Source organism: Mesobacillus subterraneus (assembly GCF_003937825.1).
Lineage (GTDB): Bacteria > Bacillota > Bacilli > Bacillales > Cytobacillaceae > Mesobacillus > Mesobacillus subterraneus.
On sequence record NZ_RSFW01000010.1, the window covers coordinates 13,178 to 29,141 of the forward strand.

The 15,964-nt window shown below is 37.0% G+C and carries 15 protein-coding genes; 2 read left to right on the forward strand and 13 right to left on the reverse strand.

What is annotated here, in order from left to right; translation table 11 throughout:
- Nucleotides 1–70: 70 nt before the first annotated feature.
- Nucleotides 71–442: a hypothetical protein gene (locus tag EJA10_RS07535; protein WP_125479407.1), complete on the reverse strand. Its 372-nt coding sequence runs from the start codon at nucleotides 440–442 to the stop codon at nucleotides 71–73.
- A 60-nt stretch (nucleotides 443–502) separates the two neighbouring features.
- On the reverse strand, nucleotides 503–1,009 hold the full coding sequence (locus EJA10_RS07540) for an RAP domain-containing protein (RefSeq protein WP_125479408.1): 507 nt from the start codon (nucleotides 1,007–1,009) through the stop codon (nucleotides 503–505).
- Nucleotides 1,010–1,389: 380 nt separating this feature from the next.
- On the opposite strand from EJA10_RS07540, the gene EJA10_RS07545 reads away from it, so the two are divergent.
- Entirely contained in the window at nucleotides 1,390–2,877 is a 1,488-nt protein-coding gene (locus tag EJA10_RS07545; protein ID WP_125479409.1) for a DUF2779 domain-containing protein, read from the forward strand.
- Between the two features lie 27 nt (nucleotides 2,878–2,904).
- Here the strand turns inward: EJA10_RS07545 and EJA10_RS07550 are convergent, their stop codons facing one another.
- From EJA10_RS07550 to EJA10_RS07570, 5 genes are all read right to left on the reverse strand, one after another.
- Complete coding sequence (locus tag EJA10_RS07550) at nucleotides 2,905–3,138, reverse strand: 3-ketosteroid-delta-1-dehydrogenase (RefSeq protein ID WP_125479410.1); 234 nt, start codon at nucleotides 3,136–3,138, stop codon at nucleotides 2,905–2,907.
- Between the two features lie 29 nt (nucleotides 3,139–3,167).
- Nucleotides 3,168–4,880 carry a DUF262 domain-containing protein gene (locus EJA10_RS07555; RefSeq protein ID WP_125479411.1) on the reverse strand — a complete coding sequence of 571 codons (1,713 nt, stop codon included), beginning with the start codon at nucleotides 4,878–4,880 and terminating at the stop codon, nucleotides 3,168–3,170.
- A 12-nt stretch (nucleotides 4,881–4,892) separates the two neighbouring features.
- Nucleotides 4,893–5,252 carry a helix-turn-helix domain-containing protein gene (locus EJA10_RS07560; RefSeq protein ID WP_170169090.1) on the reverse strand — a complete coding sequence of 120 codons (360 nt, stop codon included), beginning with the start codon at nucleotides 5,250–5,252 and terminating at the stop codon, nucleotides 4,893–4,895.
- A 594-nt stretch (nucleotides 5,253–5,846) separates the two neighbouring features.
- Complete coding sequence (locus tag EJA10_RS07565; protein ID WP_125479413.1) at nucleotides 5,847–6,935, reverse strand: helix-turn-helix domain-containing protein; 1,089 nt, start codon at nucleotides 6,933–6,935, stop codon at nucleotides 5,847–5,849.
- A 336-nt stretch (nucleotides 6,936–7,271) separates the two neighbouring features.
- Nucleotides 7,272–7,886: a recombinase family protein gene (locus tag EJA10_RS07570; protein ID WP_281274480.1), complete on the reverse strand. Its 615-nt coding sequence runs from the start codon at nucleotides 7,884–7,886 to the stop codon at nucleotides 7,272–7,274.
- 261 nt (nucleotides 7,887–8,147) lie between these two features.
- On the opposite strand from EJA10_RS07570, the gene EJA10_RS07575 reads away from it, so the two are divergent.
- Nucleotides 8,148–9,035, forward strand: coding sequence for a hypothetical protein (locus EJA10_RS07575; protein WP_125479415.1), 888 nt, complete (start codon nucleotides 8,148–8,150; stop codon nucleotides 9,033–9,035).
- Nucleotides 9,036–9,226: 191 nt separating this feature from the next.
- Here EJA10_RS07575 and EJA10_RS07580 read toward each other — a convergent pair whose 3' ends face one another.
- From EJA10_RS07580 to sdhA, 6 genes are all read right to left on the reverse strand, one after another.
- Complete coding sequence (locus EJA10_RS07580) at nucleotides 9,227–9,403, reverse strand: helix-turn-helix domain-containing protein (protein WP_125479416.1); 177 nt, start codon at nucleotides 9,401–9,403, stop codon at nucleotides 9,227–9,229.
- Between the two features lie 142 nt (nucleotides 9,404–9,545).
- Nucleotides 9,546–10,013 (reverse strand): acyl-CoA thioesterase, encoded by a 468-nt coding sequence (locus EJA10_RS07585; RefSeq protein ID WP_125479417.1) that lies wholly within the window; start codon nucleotides 10,011–10,013, stop codon nucleotides 9,546–9,548.
- A gap of 114 nt (nucleotides 10,014–10,127) precedes the next feature.
- Nucleotides 10,128–12,404 carry a DUF6359 domain-containing protein gene (locus tag EJA10_RS07590; RefSeq protein WP_125479418.1) on the reverse strand — a complete coding sequence of 759 codons (2,277 nt, stop codon included), beginning with the start codon at nucleotides 12,402–12,404 and terminating at the stop codon, nucleotides 10,128–10,130.
- Between the two features lie 225 nt (nucleotides 12,405–12,629).
- Nucleotides 12,630–13,211, reverse strand: coding sequence for a class D sortase (locus tag EJA10_RS07595; protein ID WP_125479419.1), 582 nt, complete (start codon nucleotides 13,209–13,211; stop codon nucleotides 12,630–12,632).
- A gap of 156 nt (nucleotides 13,212–13,367) precedes the next feature.
- Nucleotides 13,368–14,129, reverse strand: a complete 762-nt coding sequence (sdhB, locus tag EJA10_RS07600) for a succinate dehydrogenase iron-sulfur subunit (RefSeq protein WP_125479420.1) — start codon at nucleotides 14,127–14,129, stop codon at nucleotides 13,368–13,370.
- 6 nt (nucleotides 14,130–14,135) lie between these two features.
- Nucleotides 14,136–15,893 carry a succinate dehydrogenase flavoprotein subunit gene (sdhA, locus tag EJA10_RS07605; RefSeq protein WP_125479421.1) on the reverse strand — a complete coding sequence of 586 codons (1,758 nt, stop codon included), beginning with the start codon at nucleotides 15,891–15,893 and terminating at the stop codon, nucleotides 14,136–14,138.
- Between the last annotated feature and the right edge of the window lie 71 nt (nucleotides 15,894–15,964).

The following is a 15,964-nucleotide window of genomic DNA, read 5'->3' on the forward strand; positions in this document are numbered from 1 at the left end:
TTGGTAAAACATTTCCTAACATCTATTAATGGTCAAAAAAAAGACGACCCTCGTCCGTCTTTTTTTCGATTTATTTTCGATTTAATTTTTCCTGATTGATTATCAAGTTTGCTATTTTCCTATTAAGAATTGGAACAAGTTTTTCATATTCTGAATCCACTAAAGTAAATTCATTGACTAAATACCTTAATTTTCTTTTATTAAATTCAAGTGTGATATTTACCCACTCTAATTCATCAAATTCTCCGCTTAGCCTTTCGTAATCATATATAAGAATTTCAAGTGCTTGAATAGCCCCAATAAGACTCGCCTTTTGCATATTTGGTTCTAAAATATACTCGTTCATCCCAGAATAATAATCATAAAAATCGGGATCGAAGCTGAGTAATTCCAGTTCATAATGAAGCAAAGAATTGAGAGCCATTTTTTCTATCTGTTCCATTTACCTTCACTCCTTTCGGAAAAAAATTATGAAAAAAGAACTGGAGTGAAACCCCAGCCCTTATTTTACCAATCCCAAATCATGGTCCATCATGAATGCAATGATTTCCCATGCAATTTTCTCTGGTCCCTTTTGATCACATTCATCATAGGGAATTATTTTTACTTTCCAACCTTCTTTTTCTAAAAATTTCTTTTTTCTTTTATCTTTTAGTTTTTGATCTGGAAAATTCTTTTCATCAAAATGATAAGGATCTTGAATTTCAAAACCATATTTGATTTTTTTTTTTTTTGCATTCGGGCTCCAGTCTAGAATATAGCAGATGTCAATCCAATAGTTGGAATTACCCACTCTGTACTCCTGAATGGGTCCGCTAATTCCAATAGATCTTGATATTTCATGCAGGGCTTCTATAACTTGGCGTGTTCGTAAGCTTGGCTTCGTCGGGTAGTTGAATGCCTTGAATGTTCTCCCTTCAGAATGGTTATCAAGTTCAACATCCATCTTTTCTACTTCTCTACTTATTTCTTCAAGCTCTTTTGCAACTACTCTTTCTAATTGTTCCAAATTGATCACCTCGTTGATTTTTTCCGCAATTAAACTCCATCTCTTGTAAGTTCTCCTGTTTCTCCTTATTTCTCTGTATCTACGATGATTCTATTCTCCTTTGAAATTTTTATGACATAGAAAATAAAAAAAGTGCTGAAAGATAGCTGATATTGGTGAACTTACTCGACGATTTATCAAAGTGTTAGAGGAGTATGAAATTAATATTCTTTTCTCATATTTATTTTTGAATACCATACAATATGGAACGTTAACAGAAATGTATATAATTTTTTTCTTATTTGGAGTGATTGGAAAGAGGATTACTTTTATGTAGTGAAGAAATACAGACTTTAAAACCAATGATTGGAAATTAATAAAAAATAAGGAGAGTGAAGAAAATGTTCATTTCAAAGTCTGATTATCTACTTTATAAACAATGTCCAAAGGCAATATGGTATAAATTCAAAACGCCGAAAGTTTTTGATAAAAATGCAAACCAAATGAGATTAGATAAAGGAAACCAAGTAACAGAACATGCTCGAAATCTATTCCCAAATGGAAGCTTAGTTCCTTACTCTTCAAACCGAGATAAAATGGCTTCAACGACCAAAGATTTAATCATGAAGGGTGAAAGAACAATCTATGAAGCCGCTTTTGGTATAGATGGATTGTTTGTTATTTGCGACATTTTGCATTTAGATAAAGATGGATGGAAAATTTATGAGGTTAAATCTTCTACATCCATAAAAGAACGAAACCTGGATGACTTGGCTTTCCAATACCATGTGGTACAACATTTCTTGCCAATTCATTCCACTCTTATTATTCATATCAATAACAAATATGTTCGGAATGGTGAACTTGAGGTTACCAAGCTGTTTAGTATTACTGATCTGACCGACGAATTAAAAGAACGCATTTTCAGGATTCAAGCTGATGTTAGTAACATTCATTCTATTGGATATAACTTCAGTACCGAACCAAAGCAGGACATCGGAATTCACTGCAACAAATATGGGAAAGAAGACTTTCCTTGTGCAGCTAAAGAACATTGTTGGTCTCATATACCAGAACACTCCGTTTTTGATATCACAAGGATCGGAAAAAAGGCATTTGATCTTTATTATGACGGAATTACTTCGATATCAGATGTTCCAAATGATTTCAAGCTAAGTGAAGCGCAAAAAGTACAGGTATTTGCCTATAAAGAGAACCGTTCTTTAATTGACTTAAATAACATAAAAGAATATTTAGATTGCTTTAGATATCCGTTATACTTTTTAGACTTCGAAACGTATCAACAGACGATTCCTTTATTTAACGGTATTTCACCATATCAACAGATTCCATTTCAATATTCACTTCATATTCAAGAATCTTCTAATGGGGATTTGGAACATAAAGAATTCTTAGCAAAAGAAGGAACAGATCCCAGAAGAGTATTAGCAGAAAGGTTAACAAAAGATATTCCAAAAGGTTCGTGTTCTGTTGCTTTTAATATGGCTTTTGAAAAAATGGTCTTAAAAGGGTTAGCACATAATTTCCCTGATTTAGAGGATCACCTAATGGATATTCATGATAACATGGTTGATTTAATGGTGCCATTTCAAAAAAAATGGTATTACAAGAATGAAATGAAAGGCAGTTATTCAATCAAATATGTCTTGCCAGCATTGCTTCCAAATGATGAATCATTAAATTATCAAACGCTAACTATTCAAAATGGAAGTATGGCAATGGAGATTTATGAACAGCTCCATACTTACCCAAAAGAAAAAATAGAAACCATCAGAGAACATTTGTTAGCATACTGTAAATTAGATACGTATGCGATGGTGAAAGTGTTTGATCACTTAAATAGTAGTGTACAAAAAAAGAGTTCCTAAAGAACTCTTTTTTGTACCGCTAATAATCTACTTCTTCCCCTTGTATTCACTAACATTTGCATCTGGAAATGCTTTTTTCCATATATCAAACGTCTTATATAGTGTTCTGCCACCATTTTTATTGAGATGAACATTAGCGTAGCCATATTCATTACCTTCTCTATGGCGTGCACGATTGTTTTTTTTGATTATTATCTTGCCAGATCTCGTAATGTCATACAGTTCTTCATAGCCTTGTATACTTCTTCTTTCCTCTTCCATAATTCTACTCCTATATAAGTTCATTTTTATTAAAGTAATATTTTCTTTAATTCAGCGATCATTATTTTTTCTCTTTCTTTTAGAAACTCTTCAAAGTTACCTACATTTAATTGAACAATTGGTATATGATGTTTCTTCATGTAGTCCAATTTTTCTTGTTGATCTGAAAAAGTATCATTTATCCAATTTTCAAACGGAGTATCGGATTTTATAATGTTTGGCGTACCTTCTAGGAGCTGAATATTACCGATATAATCGACGTTTTCATTACAGAAAGTTATGCTTTGTTCATTTAGTCCTAATTTCCTCAACTTGCTTTTAGATTTTAAAATCGACTTTGGAAAGATATGATCCTGGTGAAAATTATTTCTATAATCAAGAGTTGGATAGAGCAATGATAATAAAGAAAATGCATATTTGTTTCCGTATTTGGTATACATTAGATCATTAATATCATCCACATCAATTTTTAAGCTCTTATTGGTTATTCTTAAATTATTTTTAAGCTCATCAAATGAGAAATCCCCTTGCATATTTTTAATGATTTCTCTCATAGGACGCAACACATTGTCTGGTTGACCACCAAATATTCTTTTTAAAAGACTAACAATCGTAAATTTCTTAATTTCAGTTCTAACCTTTTGAAAGTTTGGATGTTGAACAATATTCTTGGGATTTCCTTTTTGATGTACATAATAAGCAATCGGAATAATGACATAATTTGCAGTCAAAGTCTTAAAGTTATATCCAAAACTAGACACTAGTTCCACTGCTAATTTTAATGAAGTGGAAATCTGATCCCAATTATTTTCGATAATTTTCATATTAGTTGAATTAAAGTTATCAACTTTAAAAGTAATATCAGAAAAATCGGATAGGACTAAACAAGCTTTTAAAACTAGGTCTTTATCAAAATCAAAACCATCTCCAAAATCATTTAATTCATCAACAAAATGTGTAATTGTTTCCCTCGCGTCTTCGTTTTTCCATTGTGCAGTGGCGATTGATAGCAATAAATCTGAGTAGCTCAAAGGAGTTCCACCGCTATTCACACGAATAAAGATATTTAAAACCTTATCAAGTTCTTTACTTGTCTCTAAGAAATAATTAATAACTCCGTCTACATTAACCTTTTGGAACAGCAGCGTTAAGCATTCTGATGCAAAGTTATCGGTTATGGAATTTGACGTTATGTATCTAAAGATATCCGAAAAATCGTTAAAATTAAGGATTTCTCCCACAGGAAACCATAAATATTCATTTTGATTGAAATCACCTAATTCTTTTTCTGAAAGGAAACGAAAATCATACCTGTAATCCAATCTTTCTGACGGTTTTAAAAGATTTAAATATAGCTTCTTTTTTTCATAAATTCTCTTATAAGGTGCTCTTACTGCAAAAGTTCCTTTTAAACCAACATACAGTGACGTTAATCTCTGTTGTCCATCTAAAATTGCTGTTAGAGAATTTACTCCAGTTAAATTTGCTTTTGGATTATGACGATTATCTTTTTCATGATACTCTCTAATAAACTCATAAAATTGATAATTGTTAACGTTTTCACCAGACACTGCCCAAAATAAAAATGCTCCCACTGGATATCCTTTCATTATTGAATCAAATAATCTCTCAATTTGATCATTCTTCCAAACAAATTCTCTTTGAATGGAAGGTAATAAATACTCTTTTTTATCAATTTTACTTATTGCTTCTTTGATTGTGATGGGCGTTTGGAATGACATATTACTTCTCCTTTATTTTGATTTAATGTCCTTCATAAGGTTTCGTTTAAGTTTTATGTATGTAATGGCTTCTATAACCTCTTCTTTGGTTACTTTTTCATCTTCCAGGTAAAAAGAATATTTCTCAAGTAATTCATTAAGTGGTTTAACTAGGAAATTATTGAACAATTTTTCATCTCTACCAAGCAAGTAGTCTACTGAAACATTAAAATAATCTGCGATTAATTCTAAATGATTTAAGCTAGGTTCTTTCTTCCCCAATTCATATGTTGGTATCAAGGTATTTGCAAATTCAAGTTTATGAGCTAATTCATATTGGGATAGATTATTTTTTTCTCTTAAGTAACGCAACTTTTCTCCAAAAGTACTCAAAATATATTCTTCCTCCAAACACTTTTAATTGTATTATAACTTATTTAATTGTTATATTTAGGTATTTATGAAAAAACCAAAAGTTCAACGTCTTTAATCCAATTGTTATTTCCATGTCTTTTCAAGATAATCAAAATAGCGAGCGGATTCTGTAATAGCAAAAAAGAGATAATAACGTGCGATTTATAGTAAAAACGCAACCTTCTTTTGGTTGCATAAAATAATAACCAACCCCGTTATGATTGATTTAGTTTTTTTTTATGTATAAGAATTTAAGAGAGTGCGCAATAAGAAAACCATATTTATCCCTACGGGCGTATAACTTTTACCCGCTTTTAATTGGGTCTTTATTTGTTAATTCAATTGGGTCTTTTTATGTTAATTCGAAATGTAGTATTATCAAGGGGTTAAAGTGTTTTACTAATAAATAATATTTTTTTGCATCCTTGATGTTAAAACATTTAATTCTTTTAATTGGGTCTTTTTATGTTAATTCAATTTGGTCTTTTTGCGTAAATTCTAAATGTAGTATTATCAAGGGTTGAATACTATTTTAATTATTTTTTTATTGCTATGTTTAAAAAAAGAGAACATTTAGTTCTCCTTTTTCTTTCTTCCTCTATTTGATTTTTTTCGGAATCCATTTTTTGTCTTTTTATGTTGCTCGAACTGGAAGGATAGCACTTTTGTATACAGACTACTTCCATCATCTTTTTCCCAATCCACTCTCAGTATGAAGGTAGGATCAACAATATGCAAAACACTATCCCCCATTACATCTCTTTTCATAATACATAATTCTTCATATAATCCAACATATATGTTCATTGTTTTCGGTGTAACACCAACTACTAAAGCCATTTCTTTTTGTGTCATATGATCTATTGCTTTGATCGTGTATTCATCATCTAAACAATCCATAAGATTTTCTACACCAGGTTTGCGAATATCATGGTCAGGATTCCAACAAATGTATCCTGTTTGATAATGAACTTTAGTTAGTAGTTTATAGAGAGCGCCAATAGCATTTCCTGTTCTTTTATCTTTTACAACTTCCTTTAAACGTTTTTTTATTAGTTTTGTAAATGATTCATTAACGGATTTGTTCATACTATGAAAACGTCTGTTAATGATATAATGAGTTTCTCTTTTGTTATTCTCATTTTTCTTAGATTCGATGATTCCTAATTCTTTTAGTCTTTTTATAGCACCTTTTAATGTAGTTGAGCTAATGTCCAACCCTTCCATTATCTTTCCAAATGATAAAGGCACTCCTCTTTCATCCACTACTTTTCCTTTGCTTTCCATTGTGAGACAACTTAACAAATACATGAGAATCCGTGCGTCTTCAATTTTTATTTTATCTATAATTTTCTCTATTTCGATGTTTCTACAAGCGATGAACTTTGGTTGTTGTGATTTTATTCCACTTCCTTTTCGGGTTTTCTTTTTCTTTTCTTGAGCATGTTTTTTTGTTTTAAAATATTTAACAGCTTCTTTGATGTAGATGTTTTCAATAGCATGCATTTCACTTTTAAAAATTGCTCCTGTTTCAATATCAATCATCGCCAATTGCACCTTTGGATCAATTTCCTTTAATAAAATATTAAATTCATTTTGTGTAGGAATTTTATCTCCTTTGAACAATTCATTAATTCTACTTTTAATTTCATACATTTTCATTCTCATATCCTCCAATAAAATTTAAAGATTAATTTTAAGTTGAAGGAATCCCAGTCATTTTTCTTAAATACTATGATGGAATAACCGATTAAAAACCAACGTATTAGGTTGATAAATATTAAAGATCGCGTTTTCCGAATTCTATCTTTGACTATATGTTGGACTGGTACTCCAACAAACCAGGCACGTTGAGTTCCAAGCTCACTGTGTCTTTTTTTTACTTCTTTCCATGCTATTTCTTTGTTATCGGCAAAATCAGCGTCCTATTTTTCTTTTTAACTGATATCCGAATGATTTTACCATTTACCAGTTTCAATACCATGTAAATCCTAAAGATCAATTCTTTCCTATTCCCATTTTCTTCATGTAATAGTACAATGTTGTATGACTTACCCCTGTCCTCGTTTTGATTTGTGATAAGGAATATTCCTGTGACTTGTATAAAGTAATCGCTTCTTTCAATGCTTCTTCATCTTTTTTGGGTCTTCCTCCTACACGTCCACGGGCACGGGCTGATTTTAAAGATGACTTTGTTCGTTGTGAAATGATGTCCCTTTCAAATTCCGCAAAGGCTGCCATAATATGAAAAATTAATTTTCCATCAGGCGTTGTCGTATCCATTCCTTTATCATTTAATGAAGTGAATTGGACTCCTAGTTCTTTGAACATATTCATGATATCGATTAACTCTTTCATGCTTCTTCCGATTCGGTCTAATTTATAAACTAAAACCTGGTTTCCTGCACGAAGAACTTTCATTAATTCTTCTAATCCTGGTCGTGTGTCTTTTCTTGAACTGATAACGTCCGTGAAAATATCTTCCTTTTTTACCCCAGCTTCAATCAAAAAATCAATCTGCATAGTTAAATCCATATCTTCCTTCGAAACACGCGCGTAGCCCCATTTATGATTAGGTTCGATTCTCTTTAGTGTTTTTTCCTTTTTATTCAATTGGCTCCCTCCTTTCATTTCAATATCTTGAAAAGATTAAAAAAAACCTTTATTTAAAACAGTTTTTTTAAAATGTTTTTTTTATAAGTTTTTTTATTAAAAACTTCTCATTTCCAATCAGTTATAATATTCTTGAATTTTTGCAATAAAACGACCGTTTTTTTTAAGGTTCAATTTTTTTGTTATTAAACTACTAATGTTTGTGAGGTGTTATATAATGTTAATAAACTTTTCCTAAAAATTAAGGCGGGTGTGAGTTTAATGAGAACCGATGATATAGAAGAGTTATTAGACCAAATGCAACTGATTCAGAAAGTAATGAACGATTACCATATAAAAGATATTGTTCTTTATGGATCTAGAGTCACTGGTCATCATCAAAAAATTTCTGATTTCGATTTAATGTGCCAAGCTGATAATATTAAAAAAGTAATTATCAGATATCCAGAATTCTTAGGAAATCTTTCCTTTCAAAGATGGATTGACTCAGCTCTCCACGAAGCGGCTACCGAATTATCATATAAAATCAATGCCGATATTAATCTAACACCTGCCGATTCTAAAGAAGAGTTAAATGATTCAATACGGAAATATAATGTCCCACTAATTGTTAATGGGGTCAGTCTTGATCGAAAAGAACTTCACTCTCATATATTAAAGCTGAGAAGGAGAGAAATTCCACCTCAGAGCGATAGGAGTCTGGAAGCAAAAGAATATTACTTAATCACACACCTCGCCAGTTTGACATCAATTGCACGTTTTAAATATATATTTGAAAAGAAGACTGATTTTTTTAACCCAAAGGCAATTTACAAAAAAGCAATGCGAAACGAAATCCTCCAAAAGATTGCAACTTTCTCGTTTTGCACAGAAAAAATCCCTGATAAATTATTTGAAAAAATTTTATTAGACACTAGTGAACTGCAAAAAATATCAAATTTAGCAAGAGAAAAGCAACATTTGGCAAGCAATTATAATACTTTAGAATTGGGCTGGTCAGTCTGTGGTTCACATGATTTGGATAAAGAAGAAATGGAATTATTTTTCGCCTTTTTCAGCGGCAATATAAACAGGTTGCTTGCAGACCTCAAAAAAACAATGAGCATCCAATTTTCCAAACTCAATTTCATATACTCCGTAATGCTTTAGAGGACCCATCAGAGTTTAAAAATCATTTCCGTAGTGAATTTAAACAAAAACAATTAACTTTAAGGGAAACTCCTTATAAAAATATTTTAAATGGTGTTTTTCTGAGAGAGGCTTGGCATTTATAGAAAATCATTTAAAAAAAAGCGGGAGACAGCTTGTCCCCGCTTTTTTAAATGTTGATTTAACAACATTTATTCAGTTATGCACTCAAACCTAATTACATTTGAAATATGGTTCCGAACTGTTTTTTCGCTGATAAATAATTCACTAGCGATTTCTTTTGTTGTTTTGTCTTGTACTAACAGTTCGAAAACTTCTCTTTCGCGTTTAGTGAGTAATGGCTTGTGAGTATATTCATTTTCCTTCAAGTATTGTAACCCTCCTTGCCTTCGCCAGCTGTGAACTGCGGGGTGGGTATAAATTTAGTCAACATATCATATGTGAAGGAAAGATTTGAAGTGACAATAATTAAAGGACTTCATGGTGGATTTTTTTAAATTATTTCCAATCTCACTGAACCACTGATTTTTTGCTTTTAGCAAACAAGTCCCTCATGTCCTCTGTCCATGGAACTCCCTTGCCTGTTTTCTTAGAAATTTGCACGATCGTGCCCCTGCCGGCCAGGCAAATGGAACCATCTGCTTTTTTGCCCATATAGTGCAGATCGACCGAGGAATTGCCGATTGAATTGGCCTTCACGTATATTTTCAGATCCTCATCAAAATAAACCTGGCTTAAATAATCGCACTGCAGGTCTGCGACCACAGGAATCGTTTCATTCTGTGGTTTGACCCAATCCTGCATGAAACCCTGGGCTTTGAAATACTCGATCCTCGCCTGTTCAAAATATGTAAACGGAACGGTATTATTTAAATGCCCAAACATATCCGTTTCAGAAAAACGTACCTTCACACTGTAAAAAAATTCAAATTCTTTTTCCCAGCTAACAATTTCATCAATGTATCCAATATTTTTCATGATGTACCCTCCCAGAACTGAATGAACATTCATTCTTTTCTCTATTATAAGGATTTTTTGTTAATTTGAAAATAAAAAAGAAGGACTGGGATTTCCCAATCCTTCTTTCACTATTCAGCCTGCCTTTTTATATCCGCATGCCTTTCCTTTTTTGTCATGGCCCAAATGTTTTCCGTTATCCTGCTTTTCTTTATCATTGCCTTTACATTTTTTCTCTTGTGACTGCGGATTCAAATCAAGCTGGACGATCACCGGATCATGGTCACTTGCTCGTCCATGCTCTTCCATATAAAGAGAATTAATATTCACAATATCAGCTTCTGTTCTATCTGCAAGGTGGTTAGAGACGAGGATGTGGTCCAATACCTGTGAATTTCCCTGATAGTTATAAGTGAACCGCTCTTCAAGCGGAAGCATTTCGATCATGTTGGTCAATTGACCGTTTTTCAATTCCTCGATTGGTCTGGAGAATTCGAAATCATTCAGGTCGCCAAGGACAACCACATTCGCATCTGGATCCTGCGCATGGATGCCGGCAACAAATTGGTTCAATACCTTTGCAATTTCCACTCTCTTTGCTTCACTATCAAGCACTGGAGGCTGGATTTTTCCAAATAACGGGTCATCCCCACCCTTTGAATTGAAGTGGTTTGCGATGACAATAATGTCCTCGCCATTAAATTCAAACTCTGCAGCCAAGGCTTTTCTGGTATCTTCAAAAATAGGATTCTGCGGATCGATTCGTCCGGGATTTAACGTCAGATCGCCATTTTCATAGGCAACCGAGTCTGTTGCTGTCCCTTTCGGTGCATCCTTCAGCTGGACGCGGTCAGGATTGTACAAATAGCCAACACGGATATTGCCGCCTGGGGCTCCGCCATCCTGATTATAAACCGGAGCTATATCTGTCCAGCTGTATGTCGGGCCGCCTTGTTTAGCAATTTCACTAATCAGAGCTTCATAGCTTTGAGAAGCGTCTGAGGAACCGCTGTCCTTCTGTCCGTCATTATCCTGCACCTCGACAAGGCCAATGATATCCGGAGTTTTTAAATTATTGATGATTGATTCTGCAATCCTCGAAGTTTTAGCGGCGTCGGTTGCAGCAGAGAAATTCTCGATATTATAAGTAGCGACCGTCAGCTTATCATCGTTTATTACCAAAGAGGTCTGATCCTCTGCCAGTTCACCCTCAATAAGTTCCGGAAGAGTTTCCTGATCTACGAGAATTTTAAAATTTGAAAAACTGTAGCTCACAACACCTGTTACCAGGCCATCGAACCTGTCTCCCGCTTTTGCCACGAAATCACGGTTAATGAGCAGGAACATCCGCTCCGGATTTGCGCTCTCTTTTGTCAAGAGAATGCCGCCTTGCGGGCTGTAAACCTTTCCTTCAACTTTTGAGTCGATGACCGGTACCTCTCCATACTTCTGCGGTCCAATCACTTGAGGGCTGTCAACGCCTATACGCATGCCTTCCAGGCTTTCGTAAAAATCGATGCCATCCTCAGCGGGATCAAACTCGCCAAACTGGTCATTATCAATAACCTGGACGGGTGCAATACGGTCTTTTCCGATCACGACAGGTGCTGGAAGTTCAAGGCCTGAAGCCAGCTTCTTGATACTTGTTGCGTTGATTTCCGTCATGGCGAGATCTGTCTGGAGCTTTTCGCTATAGCCATCCAGTACCCATTCTTTAACCAGCCCGGCCACTTCCACCTGGTCACCTACTGCGAGACCGTGGTCTTTTTTATAGACGTAAATGGCTTCTGAAGTATTCGGGTTTCCATCTTCCTCAGGGTCCTGAATAAAGAACGAACTGCTTCCTTCAATTTTTGTTACAATGCCTTTCACTCCAGCTACTTGCTGGTCTTTATACGGAGAAACATGACCTTCTCCCTGGATATCATGGATTCTTAATCCCGTGACTGCTGGTGGTTCGGGCTCTCCCGGATCTCCGCCGCTGCCATCAGAAAATTGGATGGATGTAGGTGATCTAAGGCCTGGAACCGTAAAGTATGCTCCAAGCGAACCCGTTACCCTAACCTTTTCCCCAACAATATCTGGATTGGTTTGCAAACCAAATGTACCTCTAAATGAGGAAGGCAATTGTACCGGCAGGATTTTTGCTGGATCTGTTTCATCCGGCTTGTCTGCCAGTGCGAAGTTAAAGTCATTTCCAAATGGTGCTTCAAAATCATAATTATTTGTGCCTGTTGTATGTCCCACTATGTATCCTTCGACTGTTCCTGTTCCACTGTTATTCTCGATCGCCTGCTGGACTGTAAGGGTTTCTTCAGCAGATGCTTGTCCAATAAATGAAAAAACATAGCTCATTGAAAAAATAACAGCTGTCAGCAAGGAAAATGTTTTACGCTTGATTTTTCCCACCATGCATTCCTCCTCTGAATATCTTTTGTCGGATTGTGAAACCTTCCGACAGATGCAATATAACACGGATAATCAAGCGATTTCATGAAGCGACTGTAAGTTTTTTGTAAAAATCAAAAAAATGAATCTTATGTATCAAATTGATGATTCATACTCCGAAACTATCTTACTGGATCAATAACAAAAGCCAGGACTTTTGGTCCTGGCTGGTGTTGATCGAAAACGGTTCTACTCCTGATCAGAAACTCTTTTTGCGTACATAATGTACCTGTCAGGGGCATCCCCCACATAACTGAATGGGTAGCAGGTGGTTAAAACGAGTTCTTCTTCTGTATTTTGCAGTGTGATGATGCTGGTATCATCGGCACTGACGATTTTCGTTCCGACGATCTCATATGTATATTCGCCATAAGGCATTTTCATTGTGAGTACATCGCCAATTTCCAGTTCGCCAGCCTTGCGGAAAACGGTATCGCGATGGCCAGAGAGGACAATTTGGCCATTCTCCTCTGGATAGTAGGAGCCTTTATAGTGGCCAACTCCCTTTTCAAGGTCATCCGGATCTGTACCTTCGACAATCGCCAATTCTGCCTTGATCTTAGGAATGACCAGCAATCCTGCTGCTTCGCCTGTATTTGGCTTGAATTGTCCTTTATTGAGTTTTGGTTTGCCTTCCTGGACCAATTCCTTGGCAGCCTGCAACGATATCTGTTCCTGCTTTTTAATATCCCATAGCTGCCATAATCCAATCCCAAGAATGATGATGCCGCTCATGACAATAACGATGGCTATTAGCTTTGTTAACTTCATAATCCGCTCCAGTGGTATTTAGTCGAAGCTCCCCTGCTTTCTTTTGAAGCAGCGCCCTGCTTCAAGTATAACAGGAGATGGTGACTGGAAAATAGAACTAATTTTATCTTAAGCATAAGAAAGCCTCCTCTTCCAAAGGAAAAGGAGGCTGTTTGATTAAACTTGATCGCTTCCGAAAAAGTTTTTGAATGACTGGAACGTTGTATCACGGTTCAGGGCAGCAATTGAAGTCGTCAATGGAATTCCTTTAGGGCAGGATTGTACGCAGTTTTGTGAGTTACCACAGTTTGCAAGTCCTCCGTCTTCCATGATTGTTTCAAGTCGCTCTCCTTTGTTCAAAGCACCTGTTGGGTGAGCGTTGAACAAGCGCACCTGTGAAAGTGACTGTGGTCCAATGAAGTCTGACTTGTCGTTTACGTTCGGACAAGCCTCAAGGCAGACACCGCAAGTCATACACTTTGAAAGCTCATATGCCCACTGACGCTTTTTCTCCGGCATACGAGGCCCTGGTCCAAGGTCGTATGTTCCATCGATTGGAATCCATGCTTTTACTCGCTTCAAGGAGTCGAACATGCGGCTGCGGTCAACCTGAAGGTCACGCACAACCGGGAACGTTCTCATCGGCTCAAGCCTGATTGGCTGTTCCAGCTGGTCAACCAGTGCAGAGCAGGACTGGCGCGGACGGCCATTGATGACCATTGAGCACGCACCACAAACCTCTTCAAGGCAGTTCATATCCCAGGCAATCGGGGTAGTCTCTTCCCCTTTGGCATTCACTGGATTACGGCGGATTTCCATCAACGCAGAAATGACGTTCATGTTAGGACGGTAATCAAGGACAAATTCTTCCTGATAAGGGGCTGAATCAGGAGTATCCTGGCGGCTAATGATAAAACGGACAGTTTTCTTCTCTGACATGCCTTATTACTCCCCCTTCTTCTTAGAATAATCACGCTTACGCGGTTGGATTAATGAAGTATCCACTTCTTCATAGTGGAAAGCTGGCGCAGTATTTGCATCAACAAACTTCGCCATAGTCGTTTTCAAGAAGTCCTCGTCGTTACGATCAGGGAATTCTGGTTTATAGTGAGCCCCGCGGCTTTCATTACGGTTATATGCACCAATCGTGATAACGCGTGCAAGCTGAAGCATATTTTGAAGCTGGCGTGTGAACACCGCACCCTGATTGCTCCACTTTGCAGTATCGTTGATATTGATGTTCTTGTAGCGCTCCATCAATTCGACGATCTTCTCATCCGTCTTCAGAAGTCTGTCATTGTAGCGAACAACGGTTACATTGTCCGTCATCCATTCACCTAGCTCTTTGTGAAGAACATAGGCATTTTCTGTGCCATCAAGTGACATGATATTGTTCCACTTCTCCTGCTCCATCTGGACAGCATCATCGAAAAGTGCTGAAGAAACAGCATCAGAACTCTTTTCAAGTCCGTTGATGTAACGGATCGCATTCGGACCTGCTACCATTCCGCCATAGATTGCTGACAACAATGAGTTTGCTCCAAGACGGTTTGCACCGTGCTGTGAATAATCAACCTCACCTGCAGCAAACAGGCCTGGAATGTTTGTCATTTGATCATAGTCAACCCACAGTCCGCCCATTGAATAGTGAACCGCAGGGAAGATTTTCATCGGAACTTTTCTTGGGTCATCGCCCATGAACTTCTCATAAATTTCAATGATTCCGCCAAGCTTGATATCAAGCTCTTTAGGATCCTTGTGTGAAAGGTCGAGGTAAACCATGTTCTCACCGTTGATGCCAAGCTTCTGGCTAACGCACACATCAAAGATTTCACGTGTCGCGATGTCACGAGGAACAAGGTTTCCGTATGCTGGATACTTCTCTTCGAGGAAGTACCATGGCTTGCCATCCTTATACGTCCATACTCGTCCACCTTCACCACGTGCAGACTCACTCATCAGGCGGAGTTTGTCATCCCCAGGAATGGCAGTCGGGTGGATCTGGATGAATTCACCGTTTGAATAATATGCACCCTGCTGGTAAACGATCGCTGCCGCAGAACCAGTGTTGATGACAGAGTTCGTCGTTTTACCAAAGATGATTCCAGGGCCGCCTGTTGCCATGATGACAGCATCAGCAGCGAAAGATTTGATTTCCATTGAAGTCAGGTTCTGTGCTACGATTCCGCGGCACACACCTTCTTCGTCCTTGATTATCCCCAGGAATTCCCAGCCTTCATACTTCGTGACCAATCCAGCCACTTCATGACGGCGCACCTGCTCATCCAAAGCGTATAAAAGCTGCTGGCCGGTCGTAGCCCCAGCGAATGCTGTACGATGGTGCTGTGTACCTCCGAAACGGCGGAAGTCCAGCAAGCCTTCTGGCGTACGGTTGAACATGACGCCCATACGGTCAAGAAGATGGATGATCCCAGGTGCAGCTTCAGCCATGGCCTTAACTGGCGGCTGGTTTGCAAGGAAGTCACCGCCGTATACTGTATCATCGAAGTGCTCCCATGGAGAGTCACCTTCACCTTTCGTATTTACTGCACCGTTGATTCCGCCCTGTGCACAAACAGAGTGGGAACGTTTTACCGGCACAAGAGAAAACAGCTCAACAGGAGTTCCTGTTTCTGCTACTTTGATTGTAGCCATTAAGCCAGCCAAACCGCCGCCGACTACGATAACCTTACCTTTACTCATCGTGACTCACTCCCTTAAATCCAAGTCTGTCTTTCATATCCGATCAAAGAATTACTATTTTCATTTCAATC

Excerpts from the sequence above, each read along its gene's own strand:
- EJA10_RS07595 (WP_125479419.1), bottom strand. The coding sequence starts at position 13,211 with ATGAAGTTAACAAAGCTAATAGCCATCGTTATTGTCATGAGCGGCATC.
- EJA10_RS07545 (WP_125479409.1), top strand. The coding sequence starts at position 1,390 with ATGTTCATTTCAAAGTCTGATTATCTACTTTATAAACAATGTCCAAAG.
- EJA10_RS07535 (WP_125479407.1), bottom strand. The coding sequence starts at position 442 with ATGGAACAGATAGAAAAAATGGCTCTCAATTCTTTGCTTCATTATGAA.
- EJA10_RS07550 (WP_125479410.1), bottom strand. The coding sequence starts at position 3,138 with ATGGAAGAGGAAAGAAGAAGTATACAAGGCTATGAAGAACTGTATGAC.
- sdhB (WP_125479420.1), bottom strand. The coding sequence starts at position 14,129 with ATGTCAGAGAAGAAAACTGTCCGTTTTATCATTAGCCGCCAGGATACT.
- EJA10_RS07585 (WP_125479417.1), bottom strand. The coding sequence starts at position 10,013 with ATGAAAAATATTGGATACATTGATGAAATTGTTAGCTGGGAAAAAGAA.
- EJA10_RS07555 (WP_125479411.1), bottom strand. The coding sequence starts at position 4,880 with ATGTCATTCCAAACGCCCATCACAATCAAAGAAGCAATAAGTAAAATT.
- EJA10_RS07590 (WP_125479418.1), bottom strand. The coding sequence starts at position 12,404 with ATGGTGGGAAAAATCAAGCGTAAAACATTTTCCTTGCTGACAGCTGTT.
- EJA10_RS07575 (WP_125479415.1), top strand. The coding sequence starts at position 8,148 with ATGAGAACCGATGATATAGAAGAGTTATTAGACCAAATGCAACTGATT.
- sdhA (WP_125479421.1), bottom strand. The coding sequence starts at position 15,893 with ATGAGTAAAGGTAAGGTTATCGTAGTCGGCGGCGGTTTGGCTGGCTTA.
- EJA10_RS07565 (WP_125479413.1), bottom strand. The coding sequence starts at position 6,935 with ATGAAAATGTATGAAATTAAAAGTAGAATTAATGAATTGTTCAAAGGA.